Raw genomic sequence first — 17,748 nt, forward strand, 5'->3', positions numbered from 1 at the left:
CGGTCCGAGCCTGTCGATGGTGATCACGGTGTGCCTCACGGAGGTGGTGCGGATGCGGAAGTGACTGTCTATCACCCCGCCGCGCGTTCCCGGACGGCCGGTCCGCTCCCGTGGGGGAAGCCGTGGGTCCGAGCGGCGAGGACCACCGCCAGCGCCGGGGCCAGCAGGGCGAGGACGCTCCAGGGCAGCGCCTCGGCGCCGAGCCGGTCCAGCAGCACGCCGCCGAGCACGCCTCCGCCGGCCATCGCCACGTTCCACAAGGTGACCAGCATCGCCTGGGCGGAATCGGCGCGCTGCCCACCGGCCCGGCCCGCCGCCGTCTGGAGGAGGGTCGGCACGCCGCCCCAGCCGAGCCCCCAGAGGGCGGCCGCCGTGTAGACGGCGAGGGTGTTCCCGGAGGCGGCGGCCAGCAGGCCGGCGCCGAGCGCGACCAGCAGGGTGCTCGCCACGGTGAGGCGGCGCAGCGCGCGGTGGACGTGCGCGCCGACGGCCCAGATGCCGAGCAGCGAGGCCGCGCCGAAGACCAGCAGCACGCCGTCGGTCCGGTCGCCGAGCCCGAGGTGGGTCAGGTAGGCGGCGACGTAGGCGTACAGGACGGTGTGGGCCAGCACGAAGACGAGGGTCACGGCGAGCACCGGCCGCACGCCGGGGACGGCCAGGGCGCCGGTGACCTTCCCGGTGCGCTGCGGCTCGCCGGGGAAGTCCGGTACGGCGGCCGCGATCCAGGCGATCACCAGGACGGCCAGCACGGTCATCGCGAGGAAGGCCGCGCTCCAGCCCGCCACCCGGCCGAGGAAGGTCCCGGCGGGCACCCCGAGCGAGAGGGCGAGCGGGATGCCGGTCATCACCACCGCGATGGCCCGGCCCCGGAGTTCGGGCGTCACCATGCGGCTCGCGTACCCGGCGAGCAGTGCCCAGGCCAGTCCGGCCGCGACCCCGGCGAGGGCCCGGGCGGTCATCGTGAGGGCGTAGTCGGTGGACACCGCCGTGACGGTGTTGGCGGCGGCGAAGCCCGCCATGGCGGTGAGCAGCAGCCTGCGGCGCCGCCAGCCGGCGGTGGCGGCGGTCAGCGGGAGGGCGGAGAGCGCCGTGCCGACGGCGTAGACGGTGACCGACTGGCCCATGGCGGACTCGCTGACCGCCAGGTCGGCGCTCATCGCGGGCAGGACGCCGGCCGGGAGCGTCTCGGTGAGGCTGGTGACGAAGACGGCGGTGGTGAGCGCGAGCAGCGCCGCCATCGGCAACCCGCCCTGCCGGGACGGGTTTCGGGTGTCGGTGACTGGCTGAGTTGTCGTCATGCCGGTTATCGTCGAACCCTCACACCGGTGTGAGGGTCAAAGCGGGCTGGCGTGAGGTGGGTCACATGCGGATCGGCGAACTCTCGGAGCGCACCGACACCTCCCGGCGCCTGTTGCGCTACTACGAGGAGCAGGGCCTGATCCTCTCCACCCGCTCCGCCAACGGCTACCGGGAGTACGACCCGCGCTCGGTGGACCGGGTGCTCCAGGTCCGCGGTCTGCTGGACGCCGGGCTCCCGACCAGGATCATCAAGCAGATCCTGCCCTGCCTGGACCAGCCCAGGGTCATCCACTTCACCGACGCCACCCCGGAGATGCTCGCCGCGCTGGAGCTGGAGCGCGACAAGATGAGCCGGCGGATCGACTGCCTGACCCGCAACAGGGACGCCGTCTCCGAGTACCTGGAGACCGTTCGCCTGACGCGCGCGCGGACCTGAGGGTCCGTCCGCCGCGCCTGCCCTACCGCTCTCCTACCGCCTCTCGCCGGCCGGCCAGTGGCGGCGGCCGACGCTGATCAGCTGCAGCTGGCGGCGGGCGAGCAGGCCGATCCGCTCCTCCACGTCGGGGCGGTCCTCGGGGGCGTCGAGGAGGGCGGCGGCGGTGGTCACCAGGTGCTCCACGTAGAGCTCGGCCAGCATCCGCAGGTCGTCCGCGTCCCAGCCCTCGGAGGCGGGCTGCGCCCCCAGCGCGGCGGCCACCTCGTCGGCGAAGCGGGCCAGTTCGTCGGCGATGGCCTCGCGGACGGGGCGGACCCCGCCGTGCCGCTCGCGGGCCAGGAACCGTACGTGGGCCCGGTGTTCGCGGACGTGGTCGGCCACCACCCGCACCGCTCGGTCGATCAGTTCGTCCGCGTCGTCGGGCCCCGCGAGGACGGCGAGCACCATCGTGTGCAGGCTCGCCAGTGACTCCTCGACCAGGGTCACGCCCAGGTCCGGGATGTCGCGGAAGTGCCGGTAAAACCCGGCTGGGGACATCCCCGCCTCGCGGGTGACCTCGCGGACGCCGAGGCTGCTGAGGTTCTGGGCCTCCAGCAGGTGCAGGCCGGCGTCGAGGAGGGCGCGGCGGGACTGCTGCTTCTGGGCCTGGCGGGGGCCGAGGGTGTGACTCACGTCATTCAGTAAACAACTGTTTGCCGACTTTGGGAAGCGTAGAGTGGAGATGTTGGCGAACACTTGTGAACCCAACTGTTCGCTGACTGCACGTCAGCCCTCCTGCCCGGACCCACAGCCGACCGAGAGGCCCGTCCCGTGTCCCTGCTCGCCATGCTCCTCGCCCTCGCGCTGCTCGGCGGCGCCGCCGTCCACACCTCCGGCCCGGTCTTCCTCGCCGCCGGCTCCGCCATCACCGTCTGGCTGCTGCTCTTCGCCGCCCGCGAACGCCTCGCCCGCACCCGCCGCCACTGACCAGGAGCACCTGATGACCACTCACGTCCGCACCGGCACCCGCACCCGCGGAGAAGCCGACGGCATGGCCGTCGCCTCCTTCGTCCTGGGCCTGCTCGGTTTGCTGTTCTTCAACCTCGTCCTCGGCCCCGTCGCCCTGGTGCTGGCCGCCGTGGCGCTGGCCCGCGGCACCACCCGCCCGGCCCGCGCCCTCCTCGGCCTCACCCTCGGCCTCGCCGACCTGGCCGTCCTCGCCCTCACCCTGCACGCCGGCCACGGCACCATCTGGCACCTCGGCGGCTGACCGACCGGGCCGACCACCCGAGGGGGTTGGGCGGACGGCCCGGGGGGATGATGTTGCCCGAGTTCCCAGGCTCCGTCGTCCACCCGGGAGTTGACGCCGCCGGGCCCACCTCAACCCGATGGTGTACGCCGCAGGGGCGTCAGGACGGCACGGTCCACGGGGCCGTCCCGGCCTCGCGCGCGGCGGTGGCCTCGGGGCAGAGCGGCCGGGGCGTCTCGCCGGGCAGGTAGGTCGACCACTCGTAGTCCGAGAGCTCGCGGTTGACGGCCGAGCAGATGTGACGGGCCGCCGCTTCCGGGGCGGCGTACAGGGTGCTCCACAAGCGCACCGCCCCGTCGGTGGTGCCGGTGGCCAGGACTTGGCCGTCCGGCCGAAAGCCGAGCGCGGTTACCTGGCCGACGAGGCCGGTGAGGGTGGCACGTGCGGTACCGGCGGAGGTGTCCCAGAGGCGAACGGTGCGGTCGGTCCCGCCGGTGGCCAGGGTCTCTCCGTCCGGGCTGAACGCGAGCACGAAGACACCGCCGGTGTGCCCGGTGAAGCCGACGCGCCGGGTACCGTCCGCCACGTTCCACAGCCCGACCGTGGGGCCCGTCCCGCCGGCGGCCAGGAGGGTGCCGTCCGGGCTGAACGCCAGGGCCATGACGTTGGCGGCGCGCTGGGCGAGCGTCGCGCGGAGTCGCCCCGTGTACGCGTCCCACAGTTGGACCGGTCCGGCTCCGGTGCCGGTGGCGAGGGTCCGGCCGTCCGGGCTGAAGGCGAAGGCGAGGACATCGCTGCCGATCACCGGCGGCAGGCTCTGTCCGGTGGACACGTCCCAGAGCCGTACTGATCCGCCGACGGTGCTCGCGAGGAATCGTCCGTCAGGGCTGAACGCGGTCCGTGAAGGTGACACTCCGTCGGGGTTGGTGAGGGGGAGGGCGGAACCGGAGGTGAGGTCCCGGAGGAAGAACGTCTCGGTGCTGAACATCGCCGCAGTACGGCCGTCCGGACCGACCGCGACGACGTAGGTGTTCGGATCGTCGACGAAGGCGGCGCGTGGGTCGAGGTCAGTGACGGCCCACAGGTCGGTCCGTCCTTCGCCGCTGGTGGCCACGGTCCGTCCATCGGAGCCGACCACCGCCGAGGTCAGTCGCTCCGGGCGGGCCAGGATGCTGCCGTCCGTGGCGTCCCACAGCCGTAGGATCCGGCCGCCGGGTGCGCCGCCCCAGGGGAACCAGGACTGCCGGGCGTTGCCGATGATCGCGAGGGTCTGCCCACCGGCGCCGTAGATGACCGAGTCGACGGGCGTGTCGAGCGTGGTGACGACGCCGTGGGTGGAGTTCGCGCCGGTGCTCCACAGTCGCACCGTCCGGTCCTCGCCGCCGCTGGCCAGCGTCTCCCCGTCCGGGCTGAACGCGAGCGAGGCGACGGAACTGCGGTGACCGGTCAGAACAGTCCGTGGGCTGCCGGAGTCGGAGGCCCACAGCCAGACCTTGCCGTCGCTGTCGCCACCCGCCAGCGTCCGTCCGTCGGGGCTGAAGGCCAGGCTGTCCAGCCGGCCGGGCCGCGAGCCGGCGAGCTCGGCGCGCACGCTCCAGGAGGCCGTGTCCCACAGGGCGACCGAGTCGTCGTGGATGCTGGTGGCCAGGGTCCGACCGTCCGGGCTGAAGGCCAGTGCTGCGGACCCGTCGCTCTGGAGATCGCGGCGGAACGTCCGGGAGGGCACGTCCCACAGGTGGACCGTCAACCCGTCACCCGAGACCGCCAGGGTCGTCCCGTCCGGGCTGAACGCCAGCCCGTCCACGCTGCGCTTCTGAACCGCCAGCCCCGCCCGGAGCGAAGCGGCGGCCACCTCGAACAGCTGGACGGTGCCGAGGAACGTGCCGGCGGCCAGGAGCGATCCGTCGGGACTGAAGGCGAGCGACCGGACGTGGTCGCCGGGGACCGTCAATACCGCCAGCGACGTCCCGCTGGCCGCATCCCACAGCCGGGCCGCTCCGGCTCGGTCGGCGCTGGCCAGCAGGCGTCCGTCCGGGCTGAACGCCAGGTCGTCCACCTCGTCGGTGGGGAGCCGGGCCCCGGGGGCGCCCGATCTGGTGTCCCAGAGCTGGAGGTGTCCGACGGTCGAGCTGCGTTCGGGGCCGATGCCGATTCCGGTCGCGAGGGTGCTCCCGTCCGGGCTGTAGGCGAGGGCGCTCACGGTTCCGAGAGGCAGGTCGATGCGCTGGTGCAGCGGCTGGGCGGCAGCGGCGTTGAGGGCCTCGGCGGCCTCGCGGGTAGGGTCGGTCCGGTGGGCGGCGACGGCCAGCAGGACGGCGAGGTCGGGATCGGTGGTGCTCAAGGTGCCGGACATGTTGGCGAGTTGACGGGACAGGGCGGTGTGCTGGGCCTGGACGGCTGCGCGCTGCTGTTTCCAGGCCATGCCGGAGGCCGTCAGTGCGAGCACCAGCAGGACGGCCAGGCCGGCGGCCAGGGCCCGGGTGCGGCGCAGCGCGCGCCGCTGCCGTCGGAGCCCGCTCAGCAGGAATTCCTCCAGCTCGGTGGGCAGTCGGCGTCGCCGGATCGTCTCCAGGCCCTGGGCGAGCAGCGATCCGGTCGGCAGGTCCTGTGGCTGTGGGTGCGCCAGCCAACGTCGGTGCAGGGACCGGAGGCGGTGGAGCCAGTCGTGGAAGCGGGCGTCCTGGTCGATCCAGTCGCGGAGTTGGGCCCAGTCCCGGATGAGGGCGTCGTGGATGAGTTCGGCCACCGGCTCGTCGCTGTCCAGGTCGGCGGTCCCCGGGGGTGCGGTGCCGCGGTGGGTGGTGACGATCCGTCGGGCGGTGAGGACGGTCAGGACCCGGTCCACCGTGCCGGAGTCCTCGGATCCGGCTGCCAGGTCCCGGAGTTGGCCGAGCGGGAGCTGCTGCCGTGAGGCGGGCAGGTCGAGGGCCGGGTCGGCCGGGCGGACCAAAGCGGTGAGCAGCCGTCGGGCCACCTCCCGCCCGGGGGTGTCGAGTTCGGCGAGGGCGCTCTCGCACCAGTCGGCCAGTGCGCCGGTGATGCCGCCCAGGGCCTGGTAGGCGGCGTGGGTGAGCCGCCCGTCGTGCTGCGCGCGGCTCTCCCACAGCAGGCTCAGGGTGACCTCCAGCAGGGGGAGGACCGTCGCCGGGGCCCGGTCCGGGCCGGGGCCGGGGGAGGCGGTCAGGACGTCGGCGACGATCCGGTCGGCCAGGCCCGGTTCGAAGGGGGTCCGCAGGTCGGCGGCGGGGCCGGTGACGATGGCCGTGAGCTCGGCGCGGGTCAGGGCGGCCGGGACGTTGAGCAGGGACGGGAGGAGGAGGTCCAGCAGCTCCGGGGCGGTCGAGGAGAGCCGCGAGTAGAAGTCGTCGCGCATCACCAGGAGCAGACCCAGCGGGGCGGTGGACCCGACCGCGGCGGTCAGCAGGTCCAGGGCCGCAGGGTCGGGTGCGCCCTCGGGCCCGCTGAGGAGCTCCTCGAACTGGTCGACGACGAGCAGGACGCGGTCGTGCTCCGCGTCCATGTCCAGCAGCCGGGCGACGGCGGCGTCCCAACCCTGCGCGCCGACGTCCGTCAGGCCCGCCGCCGCCATGGCCGCGTCCAGGTCCAGGCCCGGCCGGACCACCACGGGGAGCCAGCGGCTGCTCCCCGGCAGCCGTCCCGCCGCCAGGGCGGGGAGTACGCCCGCCCCCACCAGCGAGGACTTGCCCGCGCCGGAGGGCCCCAGCAGCAGCGTGGCCCGCCGTCGCCCGGCCAGGCCGGCGAGCACCCGCTCGACCGCCTCCTCGCGCCCCCGGAACCAGCGGGCGTGCTCGGCGGTGAACGACTCCAGGGCCCGGTAGGGCGAGAACGCTTGCTCGGTCAACTCGGGCCAGGCATCGCGTAGTTCGGAGGTCGGGGTGGCGTAGGCGATCTCCGTGCCGCGACCGTGTTCGTCGGGCGGGGCGATGGCGGAGACCATGCCGACCACCAGGCCGGTCAGTTCGTCCAGCAGCGGGCCGCCGCTGAAGCCGGTGGTCAGGTCGTTGGCGTCGGTCAGCTGGAGCAGGGCGCCGCTCCGGTCGCCGGCCGGGAGCACGTGGCCCGCGACGGCGTAGCCGAAGTGCCCGGCCGGGGGCGCCTGTTGGGGGAAGCCCAGCGCGTGCAGCCGGTGCTCGCGCACCCCGACCGCTGACCCGAGCGCGAGCGGTACGGTACCGGGCACCGGGTCGGTGAGCCGCAGGACGGCGATGTCCTGCTCGTCGGGTGCGCGCCAGGAGCCGGGCAGCACCAGCCCCGTGCCCTCCGGCCCGCCGGGTGCCCGGGGGAAGACGAGGGGGACCAGGTCGCCCGGCCCGTGGCCGCCGTCCTCCAGGACGTGGGCACAGGTCAGCAGCAGGTCCTCGGCCACCAGGAAACCGGAGCCCGCCACTTCCCCGGCCCGGCCGATGACTTGGGCGACCGCCAGGGCCAGGGAAGGTCCGGGGTCGTCCGGATCCGAGGCGGGCACGTTCACCGCCTCAGGGAGCCGTGGCGCCGCCCGCAGTGGCGGGGCCTTCGTCCTTGCTCCAGGTCATCCGGACCGTCAGGTGGCAGTTGGCGGCGGTCTTGGAGATCACCACGCCCGCCTCGGTGGAGAGGTCCACGCCGAACTCGACCTCCACCTCACTGGGGCCCGCCTCGCGCAGGTGCGTCAGCACGGTGCGGGCCATGCCGGTGACCGGGCCCAGGGCGGCGGAGAGAGTGGTGGGCAGTTCCCGGATGGAGTCGCCGATCCGAGAGGCCTTGACCGGGCCGACCGCGCTGTCCGCCGCCTCCACCAGGATCGAGCCGCCCCCGTCCAGAGCGATTCTGGCCAGCTGTGCCATTCCACACCCCTCCCCGGCCGCGGCCACCCGGCCACGGCGTCAACACCCTATCCAGGCATGGAAGCTGACGGACGGTGAATCACCGCATCCACCTGCGCGCCCGCGCGGACCGGGAAGTGCGTTGCATCATGATCCACTTTGGTGAGAGCCTGCGCCGTGCGAAAGAACCAGCTCGGCCCGCTCATCGGCGCCGTCTTCGGCCTCGTCTTCGTTCTGGCCAACACCGGGCCCCTCCCCGCAGGCGTCGGCATACCGATCCGCGTCCTCGCGGTCCTCGCCTTCCTGCGGCTCTTCACCCTCCTGCGCCGCCGCTCCGCGCCCTCCGCCCCGTCCGCGACCTTCGGCCGGGGCTACCGCCTCGTGGTGGCCGTCGAGGTGGCGGCGGGCGCGGCCGGACTCTTCGTCATCTCCCGCGTCCTGCACCACCCGCAGGCCGCCGTCGGCTGGATCGCCCTCGTCGTCGGCCTGCACTTCTTCGGGCTCGCCGCCGTCTGGCGGATGCCCGCCGTCAACGCCCTCGCGGCGGTTCTGTCCGTCTGCGGTGCCGCCGGGATCGCGCTCGCCTGGGCGGGCGCCCCGCAGGCCGCGGTCGCCACGGTGGCGGGCATCGCCCCGGGTGCCGCCCTGCTCGGCGCCGTCGCGTGGACCCTGCGCGGCAAGGCCACCGCGCCGGCCGGGGCCTGACGGCCGGTCAGCCACCCAGCCCGGCCGCGCGGGCGAGGAGGAGCTCGCGTTCGCGGTCGTTGCCGGCCAGGGCGGCGGCGCGTTCGAACTCGGCGCGGGCCTCGGCCGGGCGGTCCAGGCGGGCGAGGAGGTCGCCGCGGACGCTGGGGAGCAGGTGGTAGCTGCGCAGGGCGGGCTCCGCCGCGAGGGCGTCGACCAGGGCGAGGGCCTCGGCGGGGCCGCGGGCGTAGGAGAGGGCGACGGCGCGGTTGAGGCGGACCACGGGGGAGGGGTTGAGGGCTTCCAGACGGGTGTAGAGGCCGGTGATGGTGGCCCAGTCGGTGTCGGCCCAGCGCGGGGCCAGCACGTGGCAGGCGGCGATGGCGGCCTGCAGGGTGTACGGGCCGGCGTCGGGGCGGGTGACGCCCGCGCGGGCCAGGGCCTCGGTGCCGCGCCGGATCAGCAGGCGGTCGAAGCGGCCGCGGTTCTGGTCGGCCAGCAGCACCGGCTCGCCGCCCGGCCCGGTGCGGGCGGGGAGGCGGGCGGCCTGGAGTTCCGTCAGGGCGGCCAGGCCGTGCACCTCCGGCTCCTGCGGCATCAGCGCGGCCAGCACCCGGGCCAGCCGCATCGCCTCCTCGCAGAGCGCCGGACGGAGCAGCTCCTCCCCGGCGGTGGCGGCGTAGCCCTCGTTGAAGACCAGGTAGATGACCTCCAGCACCGAGGCCAGCCGTCCGGCCCGGTCCGCGCCGGCCGGCACCTCGAACGGCACCCCGGCCGCGGCGATGGCCCGCTTGGCCCGGACGATCCGCTGGGCGATCGTCGGTTCGGGCACCAGGAACGCCCGGGCGATCTCCGCCGTGGTCAGGCCGCCGACCAGACGCAGCGTCAGAGCGGCGCGGGCGTCGGCTGAGAGTACCGGGTGGCAGGCGGTGAAGACCAGCCGCAGCAGGTCGTCGTCGATGTCGTCCTGCTCGGCGGGGTCGGGCGGCGGCGGTACGTCCTCCAGACTGCGGCCGACCTCGGCCAACTTGCGGGCGTACACCTCGCGGCGCCGGACCAGGTCGACCGCCCGGTTGCGGGCGACGGCGGTCAGCCAGGCACCCGGACGGTCCGGCACGCCGGCCTCGGGCCACTGCTCCAGCGCGGCCACCACGGCGTCCTGGGCCAGTTCCTCGGCGATGCCGACGTCCCGCACCACCCGGGCGACGGTGGCGATGATCCGTGCCGACTCCATCCTGAAGGCGGTCGCGACCGCCGCCGCCACGTCCTGCCGCCCGGCTGCCCCGCTCCGCTCCGTCACGTCCGTCACGGGCACCCATCAGAGCAGCCGTGCGGGGGTGGGGCAAAGCGGCGCGCCCCGGGCCGGTGGTGGGGCGCGCCGCGTGACGAGGGGTCAGGCCCCGGGCGGGGTCGGCATCTCGTCGATCTCGCGGACCTCGGCGCCGACCTCCCAGCTCTCCGGGTGGAGGGAGAGGAAGCGGCGGGTCCACTCCACCGCCTCCGCCTTGTCCCGGCACTGGAAGACGATGTAGCCGCCGACCACCTCCCGGGTCTCGGTGAACGGCCCGTCGGTCAGGCTCAGCCGCCCGCCCGACCAGGCGAGCCGGGTGCCCTCCGAGGTCGGCTTGAGGCCGTTGGTGTCCAGCATCGCCCCGGCCTTGGCGATCTCCTCGAAGAGGGCGCCCATCCGCTGCTCGAAACCGGGGTCGGGCTCGAAGCCCGCGGCCTTCTCCTCGTCGATGCGGATCAGCGTCATGTAGCGGGGCATGGTGTGCTCCTCGGGTCCTCGGTGCGGCGGGGCCGTTCCCCGCCTCTCACCCCTGCGTCGAACGGGGGCGCGGTGGATCGACACGTCCGGGGAAGATTTTTTCGGAGGGGTGCCGAGACCGCCCCCGGGCGGGGCCGGTCGGGCGCGGGGCGTGCGCCGAAGGGGGGCACCGCACGGTCCGTCAGGCATGGCCGGGCGGGCGGCGGGAGATGGTGGGGAGGTGACGGCACCGGACAGCAGGTGACGACCCGGCGCGCCCGGATGGCCCGACGGTGGCTCCGCACGCCCGCCACCGGGGCCGAGGAGCTCCTGGAGGACGAGAACTCCCGGCGGGCCAGGCTCTGGCGCACCGGTCTGCCGCTCGGGGTGATGGCCCTGGTCACCGTGGTCGACCTGGCCACCGGACCCGGCACCATCTTCTACCCCTTCCTGGTGCTCGGCCCCGCGCTGGCCGCCGTCCGCGGCCGCCCGCGCGAGGTGGTGGTGATCGGGCTGGTGGCCCTCCCGCTGCGCTACCTGCTCGGCACCTACGACACGCTCCCCGATCCGACGGACCGGTTCTTCCAGATCAACACCGTGGTCTTCCTGGTCGCGATCGCGCTGAGCACCAACGTGGCCCGCATCCGGCAGCGCCGCGAGAGGCACCTGCGCTCGGTCACCCGGGTCGCGGTCGCCGCCCAGCAGGCCATCCTGCTGCCCGCCCCGGAGCGCCTCGGCGGAGTACGGACGGCCGTGCGCTACTTCGCCCTGGACGACAACGCCGACGTCGGCGGCGACCTCTACTCGGCGGTCGAGACGCCGTACGGGGTGCGGGTGCTGATCGGCGACGTCCAGGGCAAGGGCCTCGGGGCGGTACGGACGGCGGCGGTGGCGCTCGGGGCGTTCCGTCAGGTCGCCCGCACCGAGCCCGAGTTGGACCGGGTCGGCCGGCTGGTCGAGTCCGCCGTCGAACTGGACGGCGACCCGGACCGTTTCGTCACCGCCCTGTTCGTCGAGTTCGGCCCCGACCGGCTCCGGCTGCTCCACCGCGGCCACGAGGCCCCGGTCCTGGTCCACCCCGACGGCACCCTCCGCGCCGTGGAACCGCCCGACCCGGGCCTTCCGCTCGGCCTCGGCACCCTGACGCCCGGGGACCCCGCGCCGCCCTGGCAGCTCCCCTTCGGCCCCGGTGACCTCCTGGTCCTCACCACCGACGGCGTCACCGACAACCGCGACGAGGACGGCCACCCCTACCCCCTGCTCGACCGCCTCCCGCTCCTGCTGCCCGACCACCCCGGCCCGCCCGATCCCACCACCACGGTCGCGGCCCTCGCGACCGACCTCCTCCGCCACGTCGGCCGCGGCCGCTTCACCGACGACGCGCTGATGCTCGCGCTGGCCCGGGACGGGGACTCCGGCGTCCTTCCGGCACCTTCCGGGTGAACCGCCGGTGGGTGTGCGCTCAGACCTCGGCGCTCCGGCGGGCCTCCTCGTCGGTGCCGGTCGGCCCGGGCTCGGTCGGCCGGGGCTCGGTCGGCGTCGCCTCGGCCGGCACCGCCCGCCGGGTGAGGGCGCGGGCGCAGAGCAGGGCGCAGAGGGCGATCACGGCGGCGGTGGTGGCGAAGACCGTGGTCGGGCCCGTGCGGTCGAGCAGGGTGCCGCCGAGGGCGGAGCCGGCGGCGGCACCGAGGTTGAAGGCGGTGTTGATCCAGGCGCCGGCCTCGGTGCGGGAGCCGTCGGGGACGAGGCGGTCGACGAGCTGGTAGGAGGTGATCAGCAGGACGTCGGTGCAGGCTCCGGCGAGGAGGAGGGCCAGGCCGGCGATGGGGGTGGTGTGGAGCAGGACGGGCAGGGCGTAGGCGGCCGACGCCCCGGCGGCGAGCAGGACCGGACGGTGCGTCAGCGGGCCGGGCCAGCGGCGGCGTCCGTAGACCAGGCCGCCGAGCACGCCGCCGACCGAGAAGAGGGTGCCGAGGACGCCGGTGGCGACCGTGCCCCAGGCGGCCAGGACACCCAGTTCGAAGAGGGACAGGCCCGAGGCGGTGGCCAGCACGACCAGCAGCAGCGGCAGGAAGCCCGGGCGGCGGAGCGGGGTGGTGGAGCCGCCGGTCGACGGACCGGAGGACCGCAGCGGCGTGCCGCGCAGGGCCCGGGCCAGCAGGCCGAAACCGGCCAGCACCAGGACGGCGCCCAGCAGCAGCACGACGGGCGGCGTGACGGCGGCGGCCAGCAGGGCGCCGAGGACCGGTCCGAGGGCGAAGACGGTGGACTCGGCGGCCGTGTCCAGGCTGAGTGCGGCCTGCTGCTGCGCCTCGCCGCGGGCCAACCGGCCCCAGAGCGTGCGCATCAGCGGTCCGACCGGCGGCGGACAGGTGCCGGCCAGGACGGCCAGGCCCAGGGTGAGCGGTACCGGGCCGCCGACCGCGCAGCTGACGCCGACCGCGGTGAGCAGGGCCGCGTAGCAGAGCGCGAACGCCGTCAGGGTGCGTGGGTGACGCTCCACCAGACGGGCCCGGTACGGGCCGAGCAGCGCGGTGGCCAGGCCGGACACCGCGGCGGTGGCACCGGCCGAGGTGTAGGAGTGGGTGGCCTGTTGGAGGGCGAGCAGCAGCGGCAGCGGCAGCAGGCCGTAACAGGCCCGGGCCAGCATCGCGGCGGTGAACAGTCGGCGGGCATGGGGCAGTGCGAGGACGGCGCGGAAGGTCGCGTCGCCCCGAGAGGGGCCGGACATGGGAAGACGTCTCCAGACGGGACGGCGCAGCACGTCGGGCTGCGCGCGGGCATGACGGATCGACGGGCCGCCGGGCCCCGTGGCACGGGGAAGCGGGCGGCGGGTGCCGGATCTGTCAGTGCGGATCGGAGACGTACATGGAGCGGGACAGTAGCGATCTTCGGGGCGGCGGGCAAGCCCTTCGCCGGAGGCGGAGCCCGTCCTGCCACTTCGCGCGGCGCCCCTGCCCCGGCGGCGGTCCCGTCAGTAGAGTGCGCGCCACCAGCTCCGCCCACAGCCGACCGGGGGAAGAAGAATGTCGATGTCCGCAGGAAGACGCCCGCTGGGGGCCCTCGTCGCGGCCGTGGCCGTGCTCGGGACCTCCCTGGTGCTGGCCGCGCCCGCCGAGGCCGCCGGTGGCGGGTGCTACACCCCGCCCACCAACTCCTACGGCTGGAACGTGGGGGTGTGCAGCTCCGACAACGGGGTGACCGTCTCGGGCGACGTCTACGTCAACCAGCGCGGCAGCCTGGGCAGTTCCTGCCGGGTGTCGTACGGCCTGTACGACGAGACCGACCAGAAGTACGTGGCGCTGAGCGACAAGTACCAGGCCTGCTACACCGGCCGCCACCCGGCGATCCACGCCACCAAGGTGCCGGGCCACAACTACCGCAACTACGCCGGGGTCGTGGTGGACAACCGGACGGTGTACTACCAGTCCAGCTACGTGACGTGGTGAGCCGCTGAGCCGGTGGGTCGCCGACCGGAACCGCCCGGACCCCGCTGGGGCCCGGGCGGTCGTCCGCCGGTGTCGGCCGGTGTGACCCGGTGTCAGCCGGCGTCGGCGGCCGTCACTGGAGACCGGTGTGGACGGCGTTGGCGAGTTCGCCGGTGGCGGTGTCGCCGCTGAACTCCCAGTAGAAGGCGCCGCGCAGGCCCTGCTGCTTCACCCAGGCCATCTTGGAGTTGATGGTGGCGGGGGTGTCGTAGCTCCACCAGTTGGTGCCGCAGTGGGCGTAGGCGGTGCCGGCGACCGTGCCGGTGGCGGGGCAGGTGTTCTTGAGGACCTTGTAGTCCTCGATGCCCTGCTCGTAGGTGCCGGTGGCGGGGCCGGTGGCGGTGCCGCCCGGGGCGGACTGGGTGACGCCGGTCCAGCCGCGGCCGTAGAAGCCGATGCCGAGGTTGAGCTTGGAGCCGGGGATGCCCTTGCCCTTCAGCTTGGTGATCGCCGCCTCGGAGTTGAAGCCGGCGATCGGGATGCCGGCGTACGAGGTGAGCGGGGAGTGCGGGGCGGTCGGGCCCTTGGCGTCCCACGCGCCGAAGAAGTCGTACGTCATGACGTTGTAGAAGTCGACGTACTGGGCCGCGCCGGCGTAGTCGGCCTGGTCGAGCTTGCCCCCGTTGCCGCCGTCGGCGGAGATGGCGGCGGTGACCAGGTTCGAGGAGCCGAAGCGGGCGCGCAGGGCCTGCATGAGGGTGCGGTAGGCGGCGGAGCCGCTGGTGTCGCAGGACAGGCCGCAGGCGTTGGGGTACTCCCAGTCGATGTCGATGCCGTCGAAGACGTCGGCCCACCGGGGGTCCTCGACCAGGCTGTAGCAGGAGTTGGCGAAGGCCGTCGGGTTGGCCGCGGCCTGGCCGAAGCCGCCGGACCAGGTCCAACCGCCGAAGGACCAGAGCACCTTGAGGTTCGGGTACTGCATCTTCAGCTTGCGCAGCTGGTTGAAGCTGCCGCGCAGGGCGCCGGTGTCCCAGGTGTCGGCGACGCCGTCGACGCTCTGGTCGGCGGTGTAGGCGCGGTCGTAGTCGGCGTAGGCGTCCCCGATGGTGCACTGGCCGTTGGTGACGTTGCCGAAGGCGTAGTTGATGTGGGTGATCTTCGCGGCGGTGCCGGAGGTGACCAGGTTCTTCACCTGGTAGTTGCGCCCGTAGGTGCCCCAGTCGGTGAAGTAGCCGAGCTTGACCGGGCCGCCCGGGTCGACCACGCCACCCGTGGTGGTCACCGAGACGGCGCCGGAGGCGGGGCCGGTCTGGTCGGCGGTGTCGCGGGCGACGACGGTGTAGGTGTAGGTGGTGTTCTTGGTGAGGCCGGAGTCGGTGTAGCTGGTGCCGGTGACGGCGGCGACCTTGGCGCCGCCCCGGTAGACGTCGTAGTTCTTGACGCCGTTGTCGTCGGTGGCCGGGGCCCAGCTGAGGGTGAGGCCGGTGTCGGCGACGTTGCCCGCGGTGGGGGTGCCGGGGGCGCCGGGCGGGTTGTCGGTGGGCGTGGTGCTGCCGTCGCAGCTGCCGCCGTTGAGCTTGCAGCCGCTGGGAGCGCCGGAGCCGGTGCCGATGAAGCCGAAGCTGACGCTGGCGCCCGGGGCGAGGGTGCCGTTCCACCCCTTGTTCCTGCCCGTCCAGTGGGTGCCCGCGCTGGTCACGTCCGCGTCCCAGGACGAGCTGAGGGCGGTGCCGGCCGGGTAGTCCCACTCGACCGTCCAGCTGCTGAGCGTGGTGGAACCGGTGTTGCTGATCGTCCACTTGCCCTCGAAGCCGGTGCCCCAGTCCGAGGTCTTGGTGTACGTCGCGGTCGCCGAGCCGGCCGCCTGGGCCGGGGCGGCCTGGGCGACGATGCCGGTGACCGGCAGGGCGAGCGCCGCGAGGATCGCGGCGGCCCGCCGGAGGCGGGATCTTCCGGTGTGGGGGAGTGCTGTGCTCAAGGAGTGCTCCTCCGTCAGTCCGTGGCAGCCCGTAGGGGAGGCTGCCGGAAGGGGACGCACCTGTGCCGTCTGTGAGCCAGCCGGTCGGGGGCAACCGCTCACCACAGTCGTCACCGGGAGGTTAGAAAGGTCTGGACCATTCAGTCAATGGGCGTCCGGAAAAGCGGCGCGCGGGCAGGGGTGGAATGCCGGATCTGCCCACCAGAACCTCGAATTCCGCTTGCCTGAGTCGCTGGATCGGTGCAGGTCAAGTGGGTTTCGCCGTAAGGTGATTGATCATTTCGCGGGGAATTTCGGGTGGGGGCGAAGTGTAAGGAAAGCTTCCTTCCAGTGGCAGGTCTGGACCACTTCAGCGGATCGATGCGTGGCGACAAGTGGCCGTTCGGCAAAGGTTGTTGACGATCGGTCTGCTTGAACCCACGGACCCCGGGTACCCGCAGACCATGACTCCGTCCGGCCGCATACGCGCCAAGTCCCGTACCGATGAGGAACCTTCGCCCCGCGAGGGGCGCCGCCGCGGGCTGCCCTGGTACCTGAGCCTGCCCGTCACCCTGGCCGTGATCGTCGCGCTGTTCCTCGCCGGGGTGCAGGGCGGGATCTTCCCCAGCCTGCCGAACCCCTTCGAGCGCAAGACGGTCGACCGCAGCCAGCCGGTGCTGCTGCAGTCGATCCAGCAGATGAAGCGCTTCACCGGAGCCCAGGGCAACTTCCAGGTGATCGTGGACCTCGACCACGAGGCCGCCTTCCTGCCCTCCCAGATCCTCGGCAACCGCACGCTCTACGTCGCGGCCGGCTCGGTGGACGCCTACGTCGACCTCGGCGGGCTCGGCGCGGACTCGGTCGCCGTCTCCGAGGACCGCCGGAGCGTGACGGTGAAGGTCCCGCACGCCCAACTCGCCCCGCCCGCCGTGGACGTGAAGCGCTCCTACGTCTACCTCCAGCAGCGCGGGTTCTTCGACCGGATCGGCGACTTCTTCAGCGGCAACCCCGGCAACCAGCACCAGGTCGAGCAGCTCGCCGTGCAGAAGATCGAGCAGGCGGCCAAGGAGACCGAGCTGACCCGGCAGGCGGAGGACAGCACCCGGGAGATGCTGGGAGGCCTGCTGCGTTCCACGGGCTTCACCAACGTGACGGTCACCGTGGTCTGACGGCCCGGTAGGCCAGCCCGGCCACCGAGGGGTGGCCGGGGGTGGAGTGGGTCCGGGCAGGCGGGGCGGACGGCGGCGGAGAGGACAGCCGAGCAGATCAGGGCGGCGCGACCTGGTGGGCCTGTGGCACGGACTGGTTCGGCTGCCGGACGGCACCCTGGCGGACCGGCTGCGGACCAGGGCGCTCGACCTCGGCATCGCGGTGGCCCGGCCGGGCGGTTGAGGGTGAACGGGGCGCACGCGGGGGCACGTGGGGCGCACCGCGCGCAGGGCTCCCGGACGAGCTGAGCCGAAGGGGTTGAGGGGCCCCTCCAGCCGGGTGTTGATCATCGGGCAGCCGGTGGAGCCGGGTTTAGCGTGCGGGCCGATTTCACAACCATTGCGTAATTGTTCGCGCAGGAGCCGAGTGTGACCTCCGGTCAGCTCGGCTTCGGCTGTGAAAGGAGCCGGTTTGATGGCGAAGCTCGCTATGGGACTAGCGGGTGCCGCAGTAACGGCAGCATTCCTGGGAACGGGTGCTCCGGCATTCGCCGCGCCACGGGACGGAATGCCGCCCGGTTGGTGCGCGGTCCACCCGGTCCGGTGCGGGGAGACCCCGAAGCCCCAGCCGCCGAAGGCGGTCCCCGCCGCCCCGGCGAAGGACACCCCGGCCACAGACACCCCGGCCAAGGGGGCCGTGGCGCCCGAGAACGTGGACGACCCCGCCGATCCTGGTGACCCCGCGGATCCGGCGGCCCCCGGCGATCCGGAGGACCCCGGCCTCGGCGGCGGTCATCCCGCCCTCGGCGGCGGTCACCCAGCGCTCGCGTCACCCGCGCCGATGACCGTCGATCCGCCCGTCACCCACCCGGGCGGCACGGTGCAGATCAACACCGGCACCGACTGCCCCGGCACCACCGTCACCTCGCCGGTGCTCCCCGACCCCGTACAGCTCCCGCCGGGCGGCACCGGCGGCCAGCTCACCCTCCCGGTCGGCG

General features: G+C 73.8%; 15 protein-coding genes and 1 pseudogene. 8 read left to right on the top strand and 8 right to left on the bottom strand.

Annotated elements, in window-relative coordinates; all coding sequences use genetic code 11:
- Positions 1-71: 71 nt before the first annotated feature.
- A complete protein-coding gene (locus tag ACWCYY_RS34655; RefSeq protein ID WP_449798283.1) occupies positions 72-1,298 on the bottom strand; it encodes an MFS transporter in 1,227 nt (408 codons plus the stop codon).
- Positions 1,299-1,363: 65 nt separating this feature from the next.
- On the opposite strand from ACWCYY_RS34655, the gene ACWCYY_RS34660 reads away from it, so the two are divergent.
- Entirely contained in the window at positions 1,364-1,735 is a 372-nt protein-coding gene (locus tag ACWCYY_RS34660; protein ID WP_345287926.1) for a MerR family transcriptional regulator, read from the top strand.
- A gap of 33 nt (positions 1,736-1,768) precedes the next feature.
- Here the strand turns inward: ACWCYY_RS34660 and ACWCYY_RS34665 are convergent, their stop codons facing one another.
- Positions 1,769-2,407: a TetR family transcriptional regulator gene (locus tag ACWCYY_RS34665; RefSeq protein ID WP_449798284.1), complete on the bottom strand. Its 639-nt coding sequence runs from the start codon at positions 2,405-2,407 to the stop codon at positions 1,769-1,771.
- A gap of 138 nt (positions 2,408-2,545) precedes the next feature.
- Between ACWCYY_RS34665 and ACWCYY_RS34670 the strand changes: the two genes are divergently transcribed.
- Together ACWCYY_RS34670 and ACWCYY_RS34675 are read left to right on the top strand one after the other, a co-directional pair.
- Positions 2,546-2,701 carry a hypothetical protein gene (locus ACWCYY_RS34670; protein ID WP_345287930.1) on the top strand — a complete coding sequence of 52 codons (156 nt, stop codon included), beginning with the start codon at positions 2,546-2,548 and terminating at the stop codon, positions 2,699-2,701.
- A gap of 13 nt (positions 2,702-2,714) precedes the next feature.
- Positions 2,715-2,984, top strand: coding sequence for a DUF4190 domain-containing protein (locus ACWCYY_RS34675; RefSeq protein WP_449798285.1), 270 nt, complete (start codon positions 2,715-2,717; stop codon positions 2,982-2,984).
- A gap of 139 nt (positions 2,985-3,123) precedes the next feature.
- Here the strand turns inward: ACWCYY_RS34675 and ACWCYY_RS34680 are convergent, their stop codons facing one another.
- Complete coding sequence (locus ACWCYY_RS34680; RefSeq protein ID WP_449798286.1) at positions 3,124-7,449, bottom strand: nSTAND1 domain-containing NTPase; 4,326 nt, start codon at positions 7,447-7,449, stop codon at positions 3,124-3,126.
- Between the two features lie 10 nt (positions 7,450-7,459).
- Positions 7,460-7,807, bottom strand: coding sequence for a CU044_2847 family protein (locus ACWCYY_RS34685; RefSeq protein ID WP_345287935.1), 348 nt, complete (start codon positions 7,805-7,807; stop codon positions 7,460-7,462).
- Positions 7,808-7,963: 156 nt separating this feature from the next.
- Between ACWCYY_RS34685 and ACWCYY_RS34690 the strand changes: the two genes are divergently transcribed.
- Entirely contained in the window at positions 7,964-8,491 is a 528-nt protein-coding gene (locus tag ACWCYY_RS34690; protein WP_345287937.1) for a hypothetical protein, read from the top strand.
- Positions 8,492-8,498: 7 nt separating this feature from the next.
- Here ACWCYY_RS34690 and ACWCYY_RS34695 read toward each other — a convergent pair whose 3' ends face one another.
- On the bottom strand, positions 8,499-9,704 hold the full coding sequence (locus tag ACWCYY_RS34695) for an RNA polymerase sigma factor (RefSeq protein ID WP_449798291.1): 1,206 nt from the start codon (positions 9,702-9,704) through the stop codon (positions 8,499-8,501).
- A gap of 159 nt (positions 9,705-9,863) precedes the next feature.
- Positions 9,864-10,238: a YciI family protein gene (locus tag ACWCYY_RS34700; RefSeq protein WP_345287939.1), complete on the bottom strand. Its 375-nt coding sequence runs from the start codon at positions 10,236-10,238 to the stop codon at positions 9,864-9,866.
- Between the two features lie 240 nt (positions 10,239-10,478).
- On the opposite strand from ACWCYY_RS34700, the gene ACWCYY_RS34705 reads away from it, so the two are divergent.
- Positions 10,479-11,660 (top strand): PP2C family protein-serine/threonine phosphatase, encoded by a 1,182-nt coding sequence (locus ACWCYY_RS34705; RefSeq protein WP_345287940.1) that lies wholly within the window; start codon positions 10,479-10,481, stop codon positions 11,658-11,660.
- Positions 11,661-11,679: 19 nt separating this feature from the next.
- Here ACWCYY_RS34705 and ACWCYY_RS34710 read toward each other — a convergent pair whose 3' ends face one another.
- Entirely contained in the window at positions 11,680-12,948 is a 1,269-nt protein-coding gene (locus ACWCYY_RS34710) for an MFS transporter (RefSeq protein WP_449798287.1), read from the bottom strand.
- A gap of 301 nt (positions 12,949-13,249) precedes the next feature.
- On the opposite strand from ACWCYY_RS34710, the gene ACWCYY_RS34715 reads away from it, so the two are divergent.
- Positions 13,250-13,666 (top strand): hypothetical protein, encoded by a 417-nt coding sequence (locus tag ACWCYY_RS34715; RefSeq protein WP_380150241.1) that lies wholly within the window; start codon positions 13,250-13,252, stop codon positions 13,664-13,666.
- Positions 13,667-13,778: 112 nt separating this feature from the next.
- On the opposite strand, the gene ACWCYY_RS34720 is transcribed toward ACWCYY_RS34715, so the two are convergent.
- Positions 13,779-15,623: a glycosyl hydrolase family 18 protein gene (locus ACWCYY_RS34720; protein ID WP_449798288.1), complete on the bottom strand. Its 1,845-nt coding sequence runs from the start codon at positions 15,621-15,623 to the stop codon at positions 13,779-13,781.
- A 443-nt stretch (positions 15,624-16,066) separates the two neighbouring features.
- Here ACWCYY_RS34720 and ACWCYY_RS34725 point away from each other — a divergent pair, with 443 nt between their 5' ends.
- Together ACWCYY_RS34725 and ACWCYY_RS34730 are read left to right on the top strand one after the other, a co-directional pair.
- Complete coding sequence (locus ACWCYY_RS34725) at positions 16,067-16,771, top strand: DUF4230 domain-containing protein (RefSeq protein ID WP_380150239.1); 705 nt, start codon at positions 16,067-16,069, stop codon at positions 16,769-16,771.
- A 676-nt stretch (positions 16,772-17,447) separates the two neighbouring features.
- A pseudogene (locus ACWCYY_RS34730) lies at positions 17,448-17,748 on the top strand (hypothetical protein); the annotation flags it as partial.

This window comes from Kitasatospora sp. NPDC001664 (assembly GCF_053596675.1).

Bases quoted from the DNA above. Each gene is read 5' to 3' on its own strand.
- ACWCYY_RS34655 (WP_449798283.1), bottom strand. From the start codon at position 1,298: ATGACGACAACTCAGCCAGTCACCGACACCCGAAACCCGTCCCGGCAG.
- ACWCYY_RS34660 (WP_345287926.1), top strand. From the start codon at position 1,364: ATGCGGATCGGCGAACTCTCGGAGCGCACCGACACCTCCCGGCGCCTG.
- ACWCYY_RS34675 (WP_449798285.1), top strand. From the start codon at position 2,715: ATGACCACTCACGTCCGCACCGGCACCCGCACCCGCGGAGAAGCCGAC.
- ACWCYY_RS34685 (WP_345287935.1), bottom strand. From the start codon at position 7,807: ATGGCACAGCTGGCCAGAATCGCTCTGGACGGGGGCGGCTCGATCCTG.
- ACWCYY_RS34695 (WP_449798291.1), bottom strand. From the start codon at position 9,704: ATGGAGTCGGCACGGATCATCGCCACCGTCGCCCGGGTGGTGCGGGAC.
- ACWCYY_RS34700 (WP_345287939.1), bottom strand. From the start codon at position 10,238: ATGCCCCGCTACATGACGCTGATCCGCATCGACGAGGAGAAGGCCGCG.
- ACWCYY_RS34710 (WP_449798287.1), bottom strand. From the start codon at position 12,948: ATGTCCGGCCCCTCTCGGGGCGACGCGACCTTCCGCGCCGTCCTCGCA.
- ACWCYY_RS34715 (WP_380150241.1), top strand. From the start codon at position 13,250: ATGTCCGCAGGAAGACGCCCGCTGGGGGCCCTCGTCGCGGCCGTGGCC.
- ACWCYY_RS34725 (WP_380150239.1), top strand. From the start codon at position 16,067: ATGACTCCGTCCGGCCGCATACGCGCCAAGTCCCGTACCGATGAGGAA.